Annotated in this window: 10 protein-coding genes; 3 read left to right on the forward strand and 7 right to left on the reverse strand. The window is 68.0% G+C overall.

The window, feature by feature from the left end; translation table 11 throughout:
* Positions 1-22: 22 nt before the first annotated feature.
* The gene (locus L1Z78_RS24200) at positions 23-718 is read right to left on the reverse strand and encodes a TetR/AcrR family transcriptional regulator (RefSeq protein WP_234638878.1); all 696 of its coding nucleotides are present in this window, start codon (positions 716-718) and stop codon (positions 23-25) included.
* A 440-nt stretch (positions 719-1,158) separates the two neighbouring features.
* On the opposite strand from L1Z78_RS24200, the gene L1Z78_RS24205 reads away from it, so the two are divergent.
* Both L1Z78_RS24205 and L1Z78_RS24210 read left to right on the forward strand, forming a co-directional pair.
* On the forward strand, positions 1,159-1,404 hold the full coding sequence (locus L1Z78_RS24205; protein WP_234638879.1) for a hypothetical protein: 246 nt from the start codon (positions 1,159-1,161) through the stop codon (positions 1,402-1,404).
* A 2-nt stretch (positions 1,405-1,406) separates the two neighbouring features.
* Positions 1,407-3,374: an AAA family ATPase gene (locus L1Z78_RS24210; protein WP_234638880.1), complete on the forward strand. Its 1,968-nt coding sequence runs from the start codon at positions 1,407-1,409 to the stop codon at positions 3,372-3,374.
* A 130-nt stretch (positions 3,375-3,504) separates the two neighbouring features.
* Here the strand turns inward: L1Z78_RS24210 and slmA are convergent, their stop codons facing one another.
* From slmA to L1Z78_RS24240, 6 genes are all read right to left on the reverse strand, one after another.
* Positions 3,505-4,200, reverse strand: coding sequence for a nucleoid occlusion factor SlmA (slmA, locus tag L1Z78_RS24215; RefSeq protein ID WP_234638881.1), 696 nt, complete (start codon positions 4,198-4,200; stop codon positions 3,505-3,507).
* 81 nt (positions 4,201-4,281) lie between these two features.
* The gene (locus L1Z78_RS24220; RefSeq protein WP_234638882.1) at positions 4,282-5,769 is read right to left on the reverse strand and encodes a sensor histidine kinase; all 1,488 of its coding nucleotides are present in this window, start codon (positions 5,767-5,769) and stop codon (positions 4,282-4,284) included.
* A gap of 37 nt (positions 5,770-5,806) precedes the next feature.
* Positions 5,807-6,526: a response regulator transcription factor gene (locus L1Z78_RS24225; protein WP_234638883.1), complete on the reverse strand. Its 720-nt coding sequence runs from the start codon at positions 6,524-6,526 to the stop codon at positions 5,807-5,809.
* Between the two features lie 125 nt (positions 6,527-6,651).
* On the reverse strand, positions 6,652-7,542 hold the full coding sequence (gene argB, locus L1Z78_RS24230) for an acetylglutamate kinase (RefSeq protein WP_234638884.1): 891 nt from the start codon (positions 7,540-7,542) through the stop codon (positions 6,652-6,654).
* A gap of 122 nt (positions 7,543-7,664) precedes the next feature.
* Positions 7,665-8,768, reverse strand: a complete 1,104-nt coding sequence (locus L1Z78_RS24235) for a glycosyltransferase family 4 protein (RefSeq protein ID WP_234642253.1) — start codon at positions 8,766-8,768, stop codon at positions 7,665-7,667.
* Positions 8,769-8,773: 5 nt separating this feature from the next.
* Complete coding sequence (locus L1Z78_RS24240; protein WP_234638885.1) at positions 8,774-9,547, reverse strand: glycosyltransferase family 2 protein; 774 nt, start codon at positions 9,545-9,547, stop codon at positions 8,774-8,776.
* A gap of 436 nt (positions 9,548-9,983) precedes the next feature.
* On the opposite strand from L1Z78_RS24240, the gene L1Z78_RS24245 reads away from it, so the two are divergent.
* Positions 9,984-13,811, forward strand: coding sequence for a methyltransferase domain-containing protein (locus tag L1Z78_RS24245; RefSeq protein WP_234638886.1), 3,828 nt, complete (start codon positions 9,984-9,986; stop codon positions 13,809-13,811).
* Positions 13,812-13,859: the final 48 nt, after the last annotated feature.

Here is a 13,859-nt window from a genome sequence, read left to right on the forward strand (position 1 = left end):
TGTTGCGGTGGATGCGGAAAAATCAGGCCGGGTTGGCGTAGCGCGCCAGGATGCTCTCGAAGCCGTCGATGGCACGCTGCATGGATCCTTCGTTGCGCAGGAAGCGCGCCTCGTAGTGCAGGGCCAGGATCAGGCCGTGGATCTCGAACAGCAGCTGGTTCTCGTCCACATCGGCACGCAGGTCGCCGCTTTCGCGGCACTGCACGATGGTGCGGCGCATGGCCGCATGCCATGTCTGGACCGAGGCCGTCAGCGCATCGCGCACCGGCCCCGTGCGGTCGTCGAACTCCACGGCGCCGCTGATGTAGATGCAGCCCGAGTCCAGCTCGATGGAGGTGCGCTTCATCCAGTTGTCGAACAGCGCGCGCAGGCGCGCCACGCCGCGCGGCGCCTCGAGTGCCGGAAAGAACACTTCCTGCTCGAAGCGGTCGTGGTATTCATGGACCACGGAGATCTGCAGCTCCTCGCGCGAGCCAAAATGCGCGAACACGCCCGACTTGCTCATGCCCGTCAGCTCGGCCAGCGCACCGATGGACAGGCCTTCGAGGCCGATGTGCGTGGCCAGGTTGAGGGCCGCCTCGACGATGGTGGCCTTGGTCTGCTGGCCCTTGTGCAGGGCGCGGCGCGGCGCGGGCGCGGCGGCCTCGGCAACGGCGGCGCCGGCCTTGGGTTCGACCGGCGTACGGGTGGTGCGGCGTGGGGCGGAAACGCTGGACATGCGGAATTCTTATGAAAACGAACGTTCGTGCTATTTTGCATGGAAAGCATGTCGCAGCGAAGACACCCAGGGGAAAACACCTAGCCACGCGACTGACCTCATCGCCGACGGGCAATCGGCGGATCGGCGACACCGTCTTGCCCATACCGCTGTGTCCGTTTGGCGCGACACCACCGCCACCCTGCAACGCATTTCGTTGCCAACACCGGCGCACATCACCACAATGGCCGCTTCTTCGGCATCCGGCGCGCATCCCCGCGCATGGCCAGGATGAACCTCAGGAGAGCACCGATATGTCTGACTTCCACACCGCACCCGTCTGACCACGGTCCACCGCCCCGGCTGGACTGTGCGCGCACAGCTCCAGCCATGGCCCTCGGCACTTCCACGCCGCGCAAGCCCTGGCTACTCCGCCGGGGTTTTTTGTTGGTGGAACGCACATGAGTGCCAAAAAAGCGTCCCGGGCCTATGCCCTGGGAGAAGTCAAGAAGCTGCGCCGCATGAAGCAGCCCCTGGTCCTGAGGCTCGAAGACTGCGGCCCGCCGCGCAACCCCGTGGCTGCGGCGCTGGCCGAGCGCAGCCTGTCGAGCGCGGCAGGCAGGCACATCCGATCCCGCGGGGCCCAGCGCCGCGCGGACCGCGTGGCCTTGCGCAAGGCCCTGAGAAACCCTTTCCTGAACGATTGAAAATGCAAGCCATCACCGCATCCCTGCCGCCACATCCGCGGCACCTGCACCCGGTCGATCCCGCGCAGTTGATACAGCGCCAGCAGGCACTGACCGATGCCGCAAGACAGCTCAAGGCCGAACTGTTCGGCATCGACGAAGTGATCGACCGCGTGATCGACGCCATCCGCGCCTGGTATGTGCTGCCCCAGCTCATCAGCCGCCCCGTCATCGTCTGCCTGTGGGGCCTCACCGGCACGGGCAAGACCCAGCTGACGCGGCGCCTGGCACAGCTACTGGGCTTCTACGACCGCTTCGTGGAAGTGCAGATGGACGGCTTCAGCCACGGCGCCAGCTACCGCAGCTCCTCCATCTCCGGCATGCTGGGCGACTCGGGCATTTCCGAGGGCATGCCCGGCGTGCTGGTGCTGGATGAATTCCAGCGCTTTCGCACGGTGGACACCAAGGGCGCCGACGTCAAGGTGGAGCGCTACCAGGATGTCTGGACGCTGCTGTCCGATGGCCGGCTGCCACCGGCCCTGAGCGCCTTGGCCAACATCGAGCGCAAGCTGGCGGAAGCGCACTATGAAGCCGAGCGCGATGACGAAGAGGACGAGCGCGCCGGCAAGAAGCCCTACCGCTTCCAGCTCGACGTCTGGGACGCGCAGGAGCTCAAGCGCATGCTCAAGCTGCACGAGCCGCTGACCGAGATCATGCAGTGGCCGCCCGCCCAGGTCCAGGCGCTGTTCATGCGCTTTCAGCAAACGCACCATGCCTGGGAGACCGACTACAGCAAGCTGCTCATCTTCGTGTGCGGCAACCTCGACGAGATGTACCACGAGACCGCGCAGCGCGTGGAGGACTGCGACACCGACGCCGACATCTTCCACCGCCTCACGCGCAAACTGTCGCTCATCGACGTGAAGAAGGCACTGGGCGAACGCTTCAAGCCCGAGCAGATCGCGCGGCTGGGCAACGAGCATGTCATCTACCCATCCTTCAGCAAGGCCACCTATGAACGGCTGATCCGCAACCTGTGCGCACGGTACTGCGACGACATCGCCGCCCAGTGCGGCGTGCGCTTTGCCATCGGCCAGGACGTGCTCGGCGAGCTGTATGCGAATGCGGTGTTCCCCGCCCAGGGCACGCGCCCACTGTTCTCGTCCGTGCATGCCATCCTGAGTGCCAACCTGGTCAATGCCGCGCTGTGGGTGCTGGAGCAGCAGTTGCCATTGGCGCAGGATTTCGGCATCGCGCTGGCGCCGGACAGGCGCCACCTGGTGGCCAGCGGCGCCGATACCCAGGGACGGATGCAGCAGGCGCGCTTCGCCGTGACGCTGGAGCTCAACCGACTCAAGCAGCGCGCCAACGCCGATTTCCGGGCCCTGCTCGCGGTGCACGAGGCCGGCCACGGGCTGGTCTATTGCCTCCTGTTCGGCCAGGCCCCGCAGGAGGTCAAGATCAACATCGCCTCGTTCGAGGGCGGCTACAACAGCTTCGCGGGCCTGAAGGCCACCACGCGCCAGAATGCGCTGGACATGATGTGCGTGGGCCTGGCGGGCCGCGTGGCCGAAGAGCTGGTGTTCGGCGAGATGGCCTGCACCACCGGGGCGGAGCAGGACTACAGGCAGGTCACGGCCGAGGCCGCGCGCCATGTGCGCCACCACGGTTTCGGCGAACGCCTGTCCCGCACCGACGTGACGGTGGAGCTTGACAACCACCTCAACACCGATGTGCAGGCCAGCAACGCCGCCATCGAGGAGCTGCTGCAAGGCCAGTACCGCCGCGCCCACACCCTGCTGCGCGAGCACCGCCGGGCCTTCACGGGCCTGGTGGACGCGCTCATGGACCACGGCATGGTCACCCAGCCGGAAATGCAGGCGCTGATGGCGCAAGGCGGCGTCCACATCGCGGTGGCGGCCCACACAGGCCCCGATGAGTCCCTGGTGCTGGAGCCGTTCGCGGCGCGCCTGGCGGCGTTCAGGCAGTAGGGGGCCTGAGGGCCTCGCTCTCGCCTCGCGTGGCCACTGCCTCCAAGAAGGCAGTTTCTACCTTGACAGACATGTCCATGAAAAAAGCCGCCGGCACAAGGCGGGCGGCTTTCCATGGAGCGAGGCACTCTCAGACCATCAGCGCCAGGCTGGCCTCCAGGTGCTCGGTCGGCAGGCGGCGAAAGCCCGAGCGTGCATAGCGCTGCAGGCGGCCCAGGGCGAACGAGGTCAGCACGCTGGCCGCCACCTGGGCATCCACCGTGGGTGCCGACGACCCCAGTGCACCCGCCGCAGGACGCAGGCACTGGCGCAGCGTGGATTCGATGCGGTCGAAGAACTGGTTCATGCGGGCCTGCAGGCGCTCGTGCTCGAAGACGATGGCATCGCCCACCATGACGCGCACCATGCCGGGATTACGCTCGCCGAACTGCAGCACCAGGGAGATCACGCGGCTGGCCTGGCGCATGCCGTCGGTGGCAGGCCGGTCTTCCTCGGCGGCTTCGCGTCCGACGATCTGCTGCACCAGCGTGAAGACGGACTGCTCGATGAACTCGATCAGGCCCTCGAACATCTGCGCCTTGCTGGCGAAGTGGCGGTACAGGGCCGCCTCGCTGACGCCCAGGTGGGCAGCCAGCGCCGCCGTGGTGATGCGTTCTGCGCCGGGCTTCTCCAGCATGGCCGCGAGCGCCTGCAGGATCTGCTCGCGCCGCTCCCCGGGTTTGGGGCGTTTGCGCGCAGGCGTGGGGGCGGAAGCGGGGGCGGCTTCGTCGGAAACGACATCGGCGCCAGGAGCGGATAAAGGCGACAGAACTTCAGACTCGGACATAAGCAGATCAACTATTTGTAAGTAATTCTCTCACAGCCCCCGGCGGCGTCCCGCACAAAGCTGTCCCCACGAGCGCAGCCGTCAGGATCGCACGCCTGCTGACTGCGCTGCTACTGTTTCCGAGAGCACGGCCGGCATCTGCAATGGAAGTTCCAAGCGTACCAGCAGGCCCCTGCCCTGCGCGCCTGCGGCAAAGCCCAGGCTGCCCTGGTGCAGCAGGGCGATTTCGTCGGCGATGGCCAGTCCCAGCCCCGTGCCATCGCCCGCGGCACCCTGGGCGCGGTAAAAGCGCTGGGTGATCTGCGAGCGCTCGGCCTCGGGCACGCCGGGCCCATCGTCCTCGACCTCCAGGAAGGCCCAGTCCGCAGGCTCTGTGCCGGACTGCGCCACTCCATGGTACATGCCGCAACGCAGCGTGACACTGCCGCCGGCCGGTGTGTACTTGATGGCGTTGTCCACGAGATTGGACACCAGTTCGCGCAGCAGCCAGCTGTGGCCCCAGATGCTGGCCGGCGCGACGTCCAGGCCGAAGTCCAGCCCCTTGGCACTGGCCTGGTCGAAGAACATCTCCAGCATGCTTTCGCACATTTCCTTGAGGTCCACCTGCTGCTGCGGCTGCACCTCGGCACTGCGGGCATCGGCGCGCGACAGCGCCAGCAACTGGCGCGCCAGCTGCGAGGTGCGCCGCGTGGCATCACGCAACTGTTCGATCTGCGTCACACCGAGCACCACCTGGGCCTCGGTGCCCTTGCGCCGGGCCTCGGCCTGCGCGGCCTGGGCGCTCAATGCCCAGGCCTCGACCTGGGCCTGGAGCGCGGCCAGCGGCGTGCGCAGCTGGTGGGCGGCATCGGCCACGAAGCGCCGCTGCCCCTCGGTCTGTGCATTGACCAGCGCGAAAAGTCGGTTGAGCGAACGCACCAGCGGACGCACCTCGGCGGGCGTGCTGTGCTCGGGGATGGGGCTGAGATCGCGCGGCGAGCGTCTCTCCACGGCCTGGGTCAGCGTCAGCAGCGGCCGGAAGGCCCGGCTGACCGACCAGTAGATCGCGATCCCCGCTCCGGCGATCAGCAGCACGCTGGGCAGCAGCACGTGCAGCAGCAGCTGGCGCACCCATTGCTGGCGCACATCGCCGCCATCGGCCAGGACCAGCACCATCTCCCCCGCGCCATAGGTTTCCGCGCGCATCACGGCCACGCGGTAGGTCAGGCCGTCATGCTCCTGGCTGTGGAACTCGGCCAGCGGCGTGGAGGGCACATCGAAGCGGATCCAGGTATCGCCCGCGACCACATGGCCTTGCAGATCCCCCACCGCATAGCCCACATCGTTGCCGCGCTGGCGCAGGAAATCCTCGATGGCCGGCGTCAACGCCACCAGTGGCGGCGTGCCCTCGGCGATCGATGGGGCCAGGACCGAGTCGGCCAGCGCGGGCAGCAGGCGCAGCAGCCGCTGGTCGTGCTGGGTGGAGGCCTCGTCGGCCGAGCGATAGCCGAACCAGCCGCCCATCAAGGCCAGCAGCGTCAGCGGCACCACCAGCAGCACCAGCAGGCGTAGGCGCAGGTTGGCCGTCATGGGCAGTCAGCGCCTGGAGCCATGCGGCGGCCGCCCATCAGGGCGCCGCATGCGAGAGTTCCAGCCGGTAGCCGAAGCCCCGGATGGAGCGCAGGGCCACGCCATGCGGCTCCAGCTTGCTGCGCAGGCGCGAGACATAAACCTCGACCGCGTTGGGCGTGATCTCCCGGTCCCAGCCCGTGAGCGCCTGCAGCAGCTTGTCCTTGCTGGCAGGCTTGGGAGCGTGGATCAGCAGGTACTCCAGCACCGTCCATTCGCGCGGCCCCAGGTCGATGGGCAGCAGCTTGCCCTCGGCCTCATCGTCCTGCACAGGCTGGCGTGCACCGGCGCGACGGCCTGCCGTGTCCAGCTCGATGGGGCCGAAGCTGAGCACCGCCGAGGTGGCGGCCTGCGAGCGCCGCAGCAGCGCGCGCAACCGCGCCAGCAGCTCGGGCAGCTCGAAGGGCTTGACCATGTAGTCGTCGGCGCCCTGGTCCAGTCCCTGCACGCGATCCTGCAGCGCATCGCGCGCCGTCAGGATCAGCACGGGCATGGCCGAGCTTTCCACCGCGCTGCTGCGCAGGCGGCGCGTGAGCTCCAGCCCGTCGATGCCCGGCAGGCCGATGTCGATCACGGCCAGGTCGAAGGCTTCCTGCGCCAGCACCTCCAGGGCACGCTCGGCACTGCCGACCCAGTCCACGGCATACCCCGCATCGGACAGCCCCAGCTTGATGCCGCTGGCCACCATCACATCGTCTTCCACCAGAAGCAAACGCATATCCATACCCACCAAAACAAAAGCCGCCCCAAAGGCGGCTTGCAGAGAAACCGGCTCCGGCCGTCAGACCACGCCCGGGCCATGTCCGATGGTAACGCGAACCGCAGCGTCCGCGCCATCGGGCCTCAATGGCTGCGGATCATGGTGCCGTAGGCCTGGTCGGTCAGGATTTCCAGCAGCATGGAGTGCGGCACGCGGCCATCGATGATGTGCACGGCATTGACGCCGGCCTTGGCCGCGTCCAGCGCGCCGCTGATCTTGGGCAGCATGCCGCCCGAGATGGTGCCGTCCGCGAACAGCGCGTCGATCTCGCGCGCCGTCAGGTCGGTCAGCAGGTTGCCGGCCTTGTCCAGCACGCCGGGCGTGTTGGTCAGCAGCACCAGCTTTTCGGCCTGCAGCACCGTAGCCAGCTTGCTGGCGACCACGTCGGCGTTGATGTTGTAGCTCTCGTTCTCCTCGCCGAAACCGATGGGGCTGATGACAGGGATGAAGGCGTCATCCTGCAGCGCGCGCACCACGCTGGGGTCGATGGAGACGATGTCGCCCACCTGGCCCACGTCGTATTCGATGTTCGGATCCTTGTTGTCGACCATCTTCAGCTTGCGCGCGCGGATCAGGCCACCATCGCGCCCGGTCAGGCCCACGGCCTTGCCGCCGGCCTGGTGGATCAGGCCCACGATGTCTTGCTGCACCTCGCCGGCCAGCACCCACTCCACGACTTCCATGGTCTCCGCGTCGGTCACGCGCATGCCCTGGATGAACTCGCCCTTCTTGCCCAGCCGGTTGAGCGCCGTCTCGATCTGCGGCCCGCCGCCGTGCACCACCACCGGATTCATGCCCACCAACTTCAGCAGCACCACGTCTTCCGCGAAGTCGGCCTGCAGGGCCGGGTCGGTCATGGCGTTGCCGCCATACTTGATGACCATGGTCTTGCCATGGAACTTGCGGATGTAGGGCAGGGCCTGGGCGAGGATTTCGGCCTTGTCGCGGGGGGCAATCGAGAGGATATCGTTCATGGTGCTAGCCCGGGGGCGTGGAAGTAGTCAAACAACAAGGCGGGCATTGTGCCGCAACTGCGTGGCAGTGTTGCAGGCATGGATGACGGAACGGCCCCTGCCAGGCACGGCGGCCCCGCCCGTCACCCGTTGTTCTGCATCCACCCCGGCAGCTTGAAGCGCACGATGGCCAGATAGGCGGCCACGTAGCTGACCACGAACAGCAGGCAAAAGCCCACCAGCACCGGCGTATTGCTCCAGAACAGCAGGGCCGGCACCACGGTCAGCAGCGTGAAGGCCCACAGATAGGGCGAGGTCCGGTTGTTGCGACGCAGCATGCGCCGCGCCAGATCGTCGTCGAACACGCCCCGCACGATGCGCCGGTAGATCAGCTGATGGAAATGCAGCGCGTCCGCCATGCCCGGCGACATGCCGCGCATCAGCTTGCGGTAGATGGAGAACACCGTCTCCCAGACCGGGTAGATCAGCAGCAGCATCGGAAACCAGGGGGATACCGCGGCATTGCGCTGCACCAGTGCGATGCTGGCCAGGGCGATCGCCAGCCCCCAGACATAGGCCCCGCCATCGCCGGCGAACATCATGCCGCGCGGGTAGTTCCAGACCAGGAAGCCGCAGGTGGCGGCCGCCAGCGTCACCAGCATGGCGGCCAGGGTCCGGTCGCCCACCTGCAAGGCCACATGGGCCAGCGCCAGGCAGATGATGGTGGCCACCATGCCGGCCAGCCCGTTGTAGCCATCGATGATGTTGAAGGCGTGCGGCAACCCCGTCAGGGCCAGCACCGCCAGGCCCACGCCCAGCCAGGGCATGGCCGGGCCCAGGGCCTGTTCCAGCCAGGGCCAGCCCAGCCGGGGCACGGTCAGCCCGCACAGCGAGACGGCCAGCACGGCACTCAGCAGGGTGAGCACCAGCCGGTAGCGCACGCTCAGGCGCTGTGACACATCCTCGATGACGCCGCCCGCCACGGCCGGCAGCATGGAAGCCAGGCAGACGACCACCCACAGCTGCATGCGCAGCGACGAAGGGTCTCCGCGCATGCTCAGCCAGGTGCCCGCCCCCCAGGACACGGCCAGACCCAGGAACATGGGCACGCCGCCGAGCCGCGGCACTTCCCCCACATGGAAACGCTGCGGCTTGTCATAGCCGTAGGAACTCTTGGCGTACTGCCGGGCCCAGCGCAGCAGCACCGCGCAACCCGCGCAGGACACCATGAAGGCCAATACCGACATCCAGATCACGATGTCTCCCCGCGCAGGGCGCGCAGCGACGGCGCTGCCTGCGGCAGGGCCTTGGCCTTCCAGTAGGCCGGCCGGCTCCACAGGCGCAGCAGGCTGGCCACATGCCAGGCGCCATGGCGCAGGTTGCGCCGGCTCGCCCGCTGCCCCGCATGCACGACGCACACATCGGCGCGCCTGAGCTCTCCGCCCTGCACGCGCAGGCGCAGGCACAGATCCACATCCTCACAGTACATAAAGAAACCTTCGTCAAACCCGCCCAGCCGCAGCCAGCTGTCTTGCTGCATCACCAGGCAGGCCGCATTGACCCATTCCACGCGCCGCTCGGCGCGCCCAACCAGCTTGCGCCGCAGCAGATTCCAGACGGAGGGCAATTCCCGCTCGAAATCCTGCAACCCGCCATCCTCGCCGACCTGACAGGGGTAGGCCAGCGCCAGCCCTGCGCCTGCCGCCCGCGACACAAGCCCGTCCAGAGGATCTTCTCCGGCAGGCCAGCACACATCAGGATTGATCACGCAGACAAAGGCCTCCCGTGCCTGTGCCAGCGCCCGATTGTGGTTGCTGCCAAAGCCCAGGGGCCGTGCATTGCGCCGCATCTCCAATGCGAAGGGCCAGCCGGCGGCCGGCGCCACGGGATCCGCCTCCGGGATATTGAGCGTCAATACCACGCGCGACGGTCGCGCGCGCAGCGCCGAAACCAGGCACTCGAGCAGCCTCTGGATATGAGCGCCATGCCCGTGGCTGACCACTGACACGACCAACGATGAATCCATCAATACTGCCCTTCAGATCTTCCAGCCCCAGCCCGGGCACTCGCCCCATCTCGACAGGGGCCCAGAGTATTCAGCGAATGGCGGTCCGCTGGCGTCAGCGAATATGCCGGGATGCAAAAAAATGCAACAACCGCACAAAATGCCATTAACCAGCCACGCCATGCAGTCACTGCGGTGGGCGGGATTATGATGCGCGACAATCTGCCACCCGGACTCCCGGGATTATTTCCGGCCTCTTTCCCGTGGATGGGGCTGAACCGCTTGCTGCCAGACGGCATGCCACCTGATCAGCCTTGTCCAGAATCCATGAGCCATGCCGCCTGCGTTGCGCGGCCTTCGCTGGTCGCCCACTGTGGGCGCGGCCGGAGCCTGCGCTCTGGATGAAGGCGGCCGGTGCCTGAGTCCCGCCAAGGCCTTGTCCGGCACCCCACCTGCTATGACCACACCCATTCCCGATCCCCACGTCTACCTGCGCACCATCGACCTGAACGAGCGTACATCGCTGTCCGTGCTGGCCGGCCACGTCCGTCCGCAGTCCCATGTGCTGGACCTGGGCTGCGGCAGCGGGGCGCTGGGTGCCTTCCTCGCCGAGCACAAGCAGTGCATCTGCGATGGCGTCACGCTGAGTCAGGAAGAGGCGCGCCATGCCGCCCCGTTCTACCGGCAGGTCCATGTCGCCGACCTGGAGGACTGCGACCTGGACCGGCTTTTCGGTGAAGCGCGCTACGACTACATCGTCTGCGCCGACGTGCTGGAACACCTGCGCCAGCCCGAACGCATCCTGGCCGCCTGCCGCGAGCGGCTGGCGCCGCAGGGCCGGCTGCTGATCTCCGTGCCCAACGCGGGCTACAGCGGCCTGGTGGCCGAGCTGCTGCACGGCGAATTCCGCTACCGGCAGGAGGGCCTGCTGGACCGCACCCACCTGCGCTTTTTCACGCGGCGCTCGCTGTCGCGCTTCCTGGCGGAGCAGCGCTGGCAGGTGGACGACATCGACACCATAGAGCGGGCTCTGCCCGAGTCGGAGTTCCGCGTCGCCTACGACAGCCTGCCGCCTGCCGTCGCCCGCTACCTGCTGGCCACGCCGGACGCGCTGGCCTACCAGTTCATCGCCAGCGCCGCCCCGGTCGCGCAGGCGCAGCCGATCGAGCCCCCCGTGAACTATCCCGAGGGGCATGCGTTGTTCACCGCCCAGCTCTACATGGCCCGCGCCGGCCGCTATGACGAGGGCCACAAGCTCTCGGCCACCGGCGTCATCGGCCAGCCCCGGCAGACGGTTCGCTTCGCACTGCCCGAGCACAACACCTCCCTGAGCCATCTGCGCCTGGACCTGGCCGACCGCCCGGGCTTCGTGCACCTGTACCGGCTGGCCTTGCTGGACGCCCAGGGCACCCCCGTCTGGCAATGGCGGCCCGAGGATTCGGCCATGGCCCTGCTGGGGCAGCGGCCGAACCACCAGGTCGCCTGGAGCGGCCCCCATCCCGCGAGCGCCTTCGCCCTGATGCTGCTGCTGACCGGCGACGACCCCTGGTTCGAGCTGCCCATCGCGGCCGAGACCCTGGCCGCGCTGCGGGGTGCCTCGCTGGAAGTCGAGCTGGGCTGGCCCATGTCGGCCGACTACCTCGCCCTGTCCGGCGCTATGCAGCCACTGCAGCAGCAACTCGCGCAGGAGCGCAGCAAGGCAGGCGAACTGCAAGATCGGTTGCATACCCAGCGCATGGTGCACGAACAGCAAAGCGAGCAGGCGGCCCGGCAACGCGATGAGCAGGCCAGGCAACTGGCCCGGGAGACCGAGCAGCGCGACCAGTTGATCCACAGTCTTCAGCACCGCAACACGCTGCTGGAGGAAAGCCACCAGTCACAAAGCAAGGAACGCGCCCTCTGGCAGCAGGAGGCCACCCGCGTGCAGAGGGACTTCGCCCGGCTGGAACAGCACCTGCGCGACATCGAGAACTCCACCGTCTTCCGGGCCACCCGCCCCCTCGTCCACGCCAAGATGCGCATCGACCGTCTGCTGGGCCGCACGCCAGCGCCTGCCCCTGTCCCCCTGCATGTTCCCGTCCCCCAATCCATGCCGCCGCAGCCGGTGGACGTGATCGTCCCGGTCTACCGGGGCCTGGACGATACGCGCAACTGCATCGAATCGGTGCTGGCCAGCCAGTGCCGCACGCCGTGGCAGCTGGTGGTCATCAACGATGCCAGCCCCGAGCCCGAGGTCACGGCCTGGCTTCGCGAGAAAGCCGCGCAGGAACCTCGCATCACCTTGCTGGAAAACGAGGAAAACCTCGGCTTCGTCGGCACCGTCAACCGCGGCATGGCGCTGAACACCGCCCATGACGTGCTGCTGCTCAACAGCGACACCGTGGTCGCCAACGACTGGCTGGACCGCATCCGGCGGGCAGCCTATGGCGATGCGCGCATCGCCTCGGTCACGCCGTTCTCCAACAACGCCACGATCTGCAGCTACCCCCGCTTTTGCGAGGGCAACGACCTGCCCGCCGGCATGGACACCGCAGCCATCGACGCGCTGTGTGCCCGCACCAACCCCGGCCAGGTGGTCGATGTGCCCACCGGCGTGGGCTTTTGCATGTACATCCGCCGTGACAGCCTGAATGCCGTCGGCCTGTTCGACACCGAGCACTTCGGCAAGGGCTATGGCGAGGAAAACGACTTCTGCCAGCGCGCCGCGGCCGCCGGCTGGCGCAACCTGCATCTGCTGGACACCTTCGTCCTGCACACTGGCGGCGTGAGCTTCGGGGAAAGCAAGAGCCCGCGCGAGCGCGCCGCCATGGAAACCCTGCGCAGGCTGCACCCGCGCTATGAAGCCGACGTCATGGCCTTCGTCCAGGCGGACCCGGCACGCACGGCACGCCTCGCGCTGGACGTGGCGCGCCTGCAGGCCGAGGCCGCGCACCAGCCCGTGGTGCTGGCCGTCCTGCATGACCGCGCGGGCGGCACGGTGCGCCATGTGCGCGAGCTGGCACAGCACCTGCAAGGCAAGGCCCTGTTCCTCACGCTCTCGCCCGCGGCTGGCGGCACCGTGGTGCTGCGGCGCGCCGAGGAGAAGGAGGCGTTCGAGCTGGCCTTCCGCGTCGCCGACCAGATGGAAGAGCTGGTGCAGGCCCTGCGCCAGCTGGGCGTAGTGCATGTGCACTACCAGCACCTGCTGGGTCACAGCGAAGCCATCCTGGACCTTCCCGCCCGCCTGGGTACGGCCCATGACTTCACGGCCCACGACTTCTACGCCTACTGCAAGAACATCTCGCTGACCGGCATCGACAACCGCTACATCGCACCGCCGCGCGCCGGCGAATGCGGCTGCTGCGAACCCGGCGATGCGGCCCCTTATGCCGGCACCGTGGCCCAGTGGCGGCACCGCAATGCGCTGCTGCTGAACAACGCACGGCATGTGCTCGCGCCCAGCCAGGACACGGCCGCCCGGATGGCCGGCTTCGTGCCCGGGGCGCGTGTCCAGGCCGTCGCGCACACCGACCTGCCCGCACAGCTGCCAGCCCCCGCCGTCCGGCCCCTGGCCGCCACGGCGCCGCTCAAGATCGTCGTGCTGGGGGCCATGAGCGCCATCAAGGGCGCCGATGTGCTGGAGGCCGTGGCGCAGGAAGCCGCCAGGCGCGGCAGCCCCGTGGAGTTCCACCTGCTCGGCTACGCCTACCGCAGCCTGCAGACCCAGCCGCGCGCACGGCTGACCGTGCATGGAGGCTACAAGGAAGAAGAGCTGCCCGCGCTGCTGCAGTGGCTGCAGCCCGACCTGGCCTGGTTCCCCGCGCAATGGCCGGAGACCTACAGCTACACGCTCAGCGCCTGCCTGGCCGCCGGCCTGCCCATCGTCGCACCCGACATCGGCGCCTTCCCCGAGCGTCTGGCCGGGCGGCCATGGTCCTGGGTGCACGCCTGGGACGCCAGCACCGCACAGTGGCTGGACTTCTTCACGCAAGTGCGCCAGAACCATTTCATCGAACGACAGGCGCCCGAAGTGCCCCAGGCCGCCGGAGCAGTCCAGGCGCGGCCGGGCGATTCCTTCTATGCCCAGGACTATCTGCAAGGGCTGCAGCCACAAGGCCCGGCCGAACTCCAGCCGCTGCCCGCCGCCTTCCTGGCCACCCACCGCCTCCAGCGCGAAGCCCATGCCGCCAGTTCGATGGCCCTGGCGGCCCTGGCCCGGCTGCGGTCCATGCCGATCCTGCGCGGCGTGGCCAGGCGCATTCCCGCACACTGGCAGCGCAGGGTCAAGAACTGGCTGCAGGCCTGAGCCGCGAAGCCACGGGCGCCGCCGGCACGGCGCGCCCGGGCAGGGCAC

Origin of the sequence: Delftia tsuruhatensis (assembly GCF_903815225.1) — a bacterium.
Lineage (GTDB): Bacteria > Pseudomonadota > Gammaproteobacteria > Burkholderiales > Burkholderiaceae_C > Comamonas > Comamonas tsuruhatensis_A.

What these genes read in the sequence shown, in the direction of transcription:
- L1Z78_RS24200 (WP_234638878.1), bottom strand. Translation starts at nt 718, where the DNA reads ATGTCCAGCGTTTCCGCCCCACGCCGCACCACCCGTACGCCGGTCGAA.
- L1Z78_RS24205 (WP_234638879.1), top strand. Translation starts at nt 1,159, where the DNA reads ATGAGTGCCAAAAAAGCGTCCCGGGCCTATGCCCTGGGAGAAGTCAAG.
- L1Z78_RS24225 (WP_234638883.1), bottom strand. Translation starts at nt 6,526, where the DNA reads ATGCGTTTGCTTCTGGTGGAAGACGATGTGATGGTGGCCAGCGGCATC.
- L1Z78_RS24245 (WP_234638886.1), top strand. Translation starts at nt 9,984, where the DNA reads ATGACCACACCCATTCCCGATCCCCACGTCTACCTGCGCACCATCGAC.
- slmA (WP_234638881.1), bottom strand. Translation starts at nt 4,200, where the DNA reads ATGTCCGAGTCTGAAGTTCTGTCGCCTTTATCCGCTCCTGGCGCCGAT.
- L1Z78_RS24220 (WP_234638882.1), bottom strand. Translation starts at nt 5,769, where the DNA reads ATGACGGCCAACCTGCGCCTACGCCTGCTGGTGCTGCTGGTGGTGCCG.
- L1Z78_RS24240 (WP_234638885.1), bottom strand. Translation starts at nt 9,547, where the DNA reads ATGGATTCATCGTTGGTCGTGTCAGTGGTCAGCCACGGGCATGGCGCT.
- argB (WP_234638884.1), bottom strand. Translation starts at nt 7,542, where the DNA reads ATGAACGATATCCTCTCGATTGCCCCCCGCGACAAGGCCGAAATCCTC.
- L1Z78_RS24235 (WP_234642253.1), bottom strand. Translation starts at nt 8,768, where the DNA reads ATGTCGGTATTGGCCTTCATGGTGTCCTGCGCGGGTTGCGCGGTGCTG.
- L1Z78_RS24210 (WP_234638880.1), top strand. Translation starts at nt 1,407, where the DNA reads ATGCAAGCCATCACCGCATCCCTGCCGCCACATCCGCGGCACCTGCAC.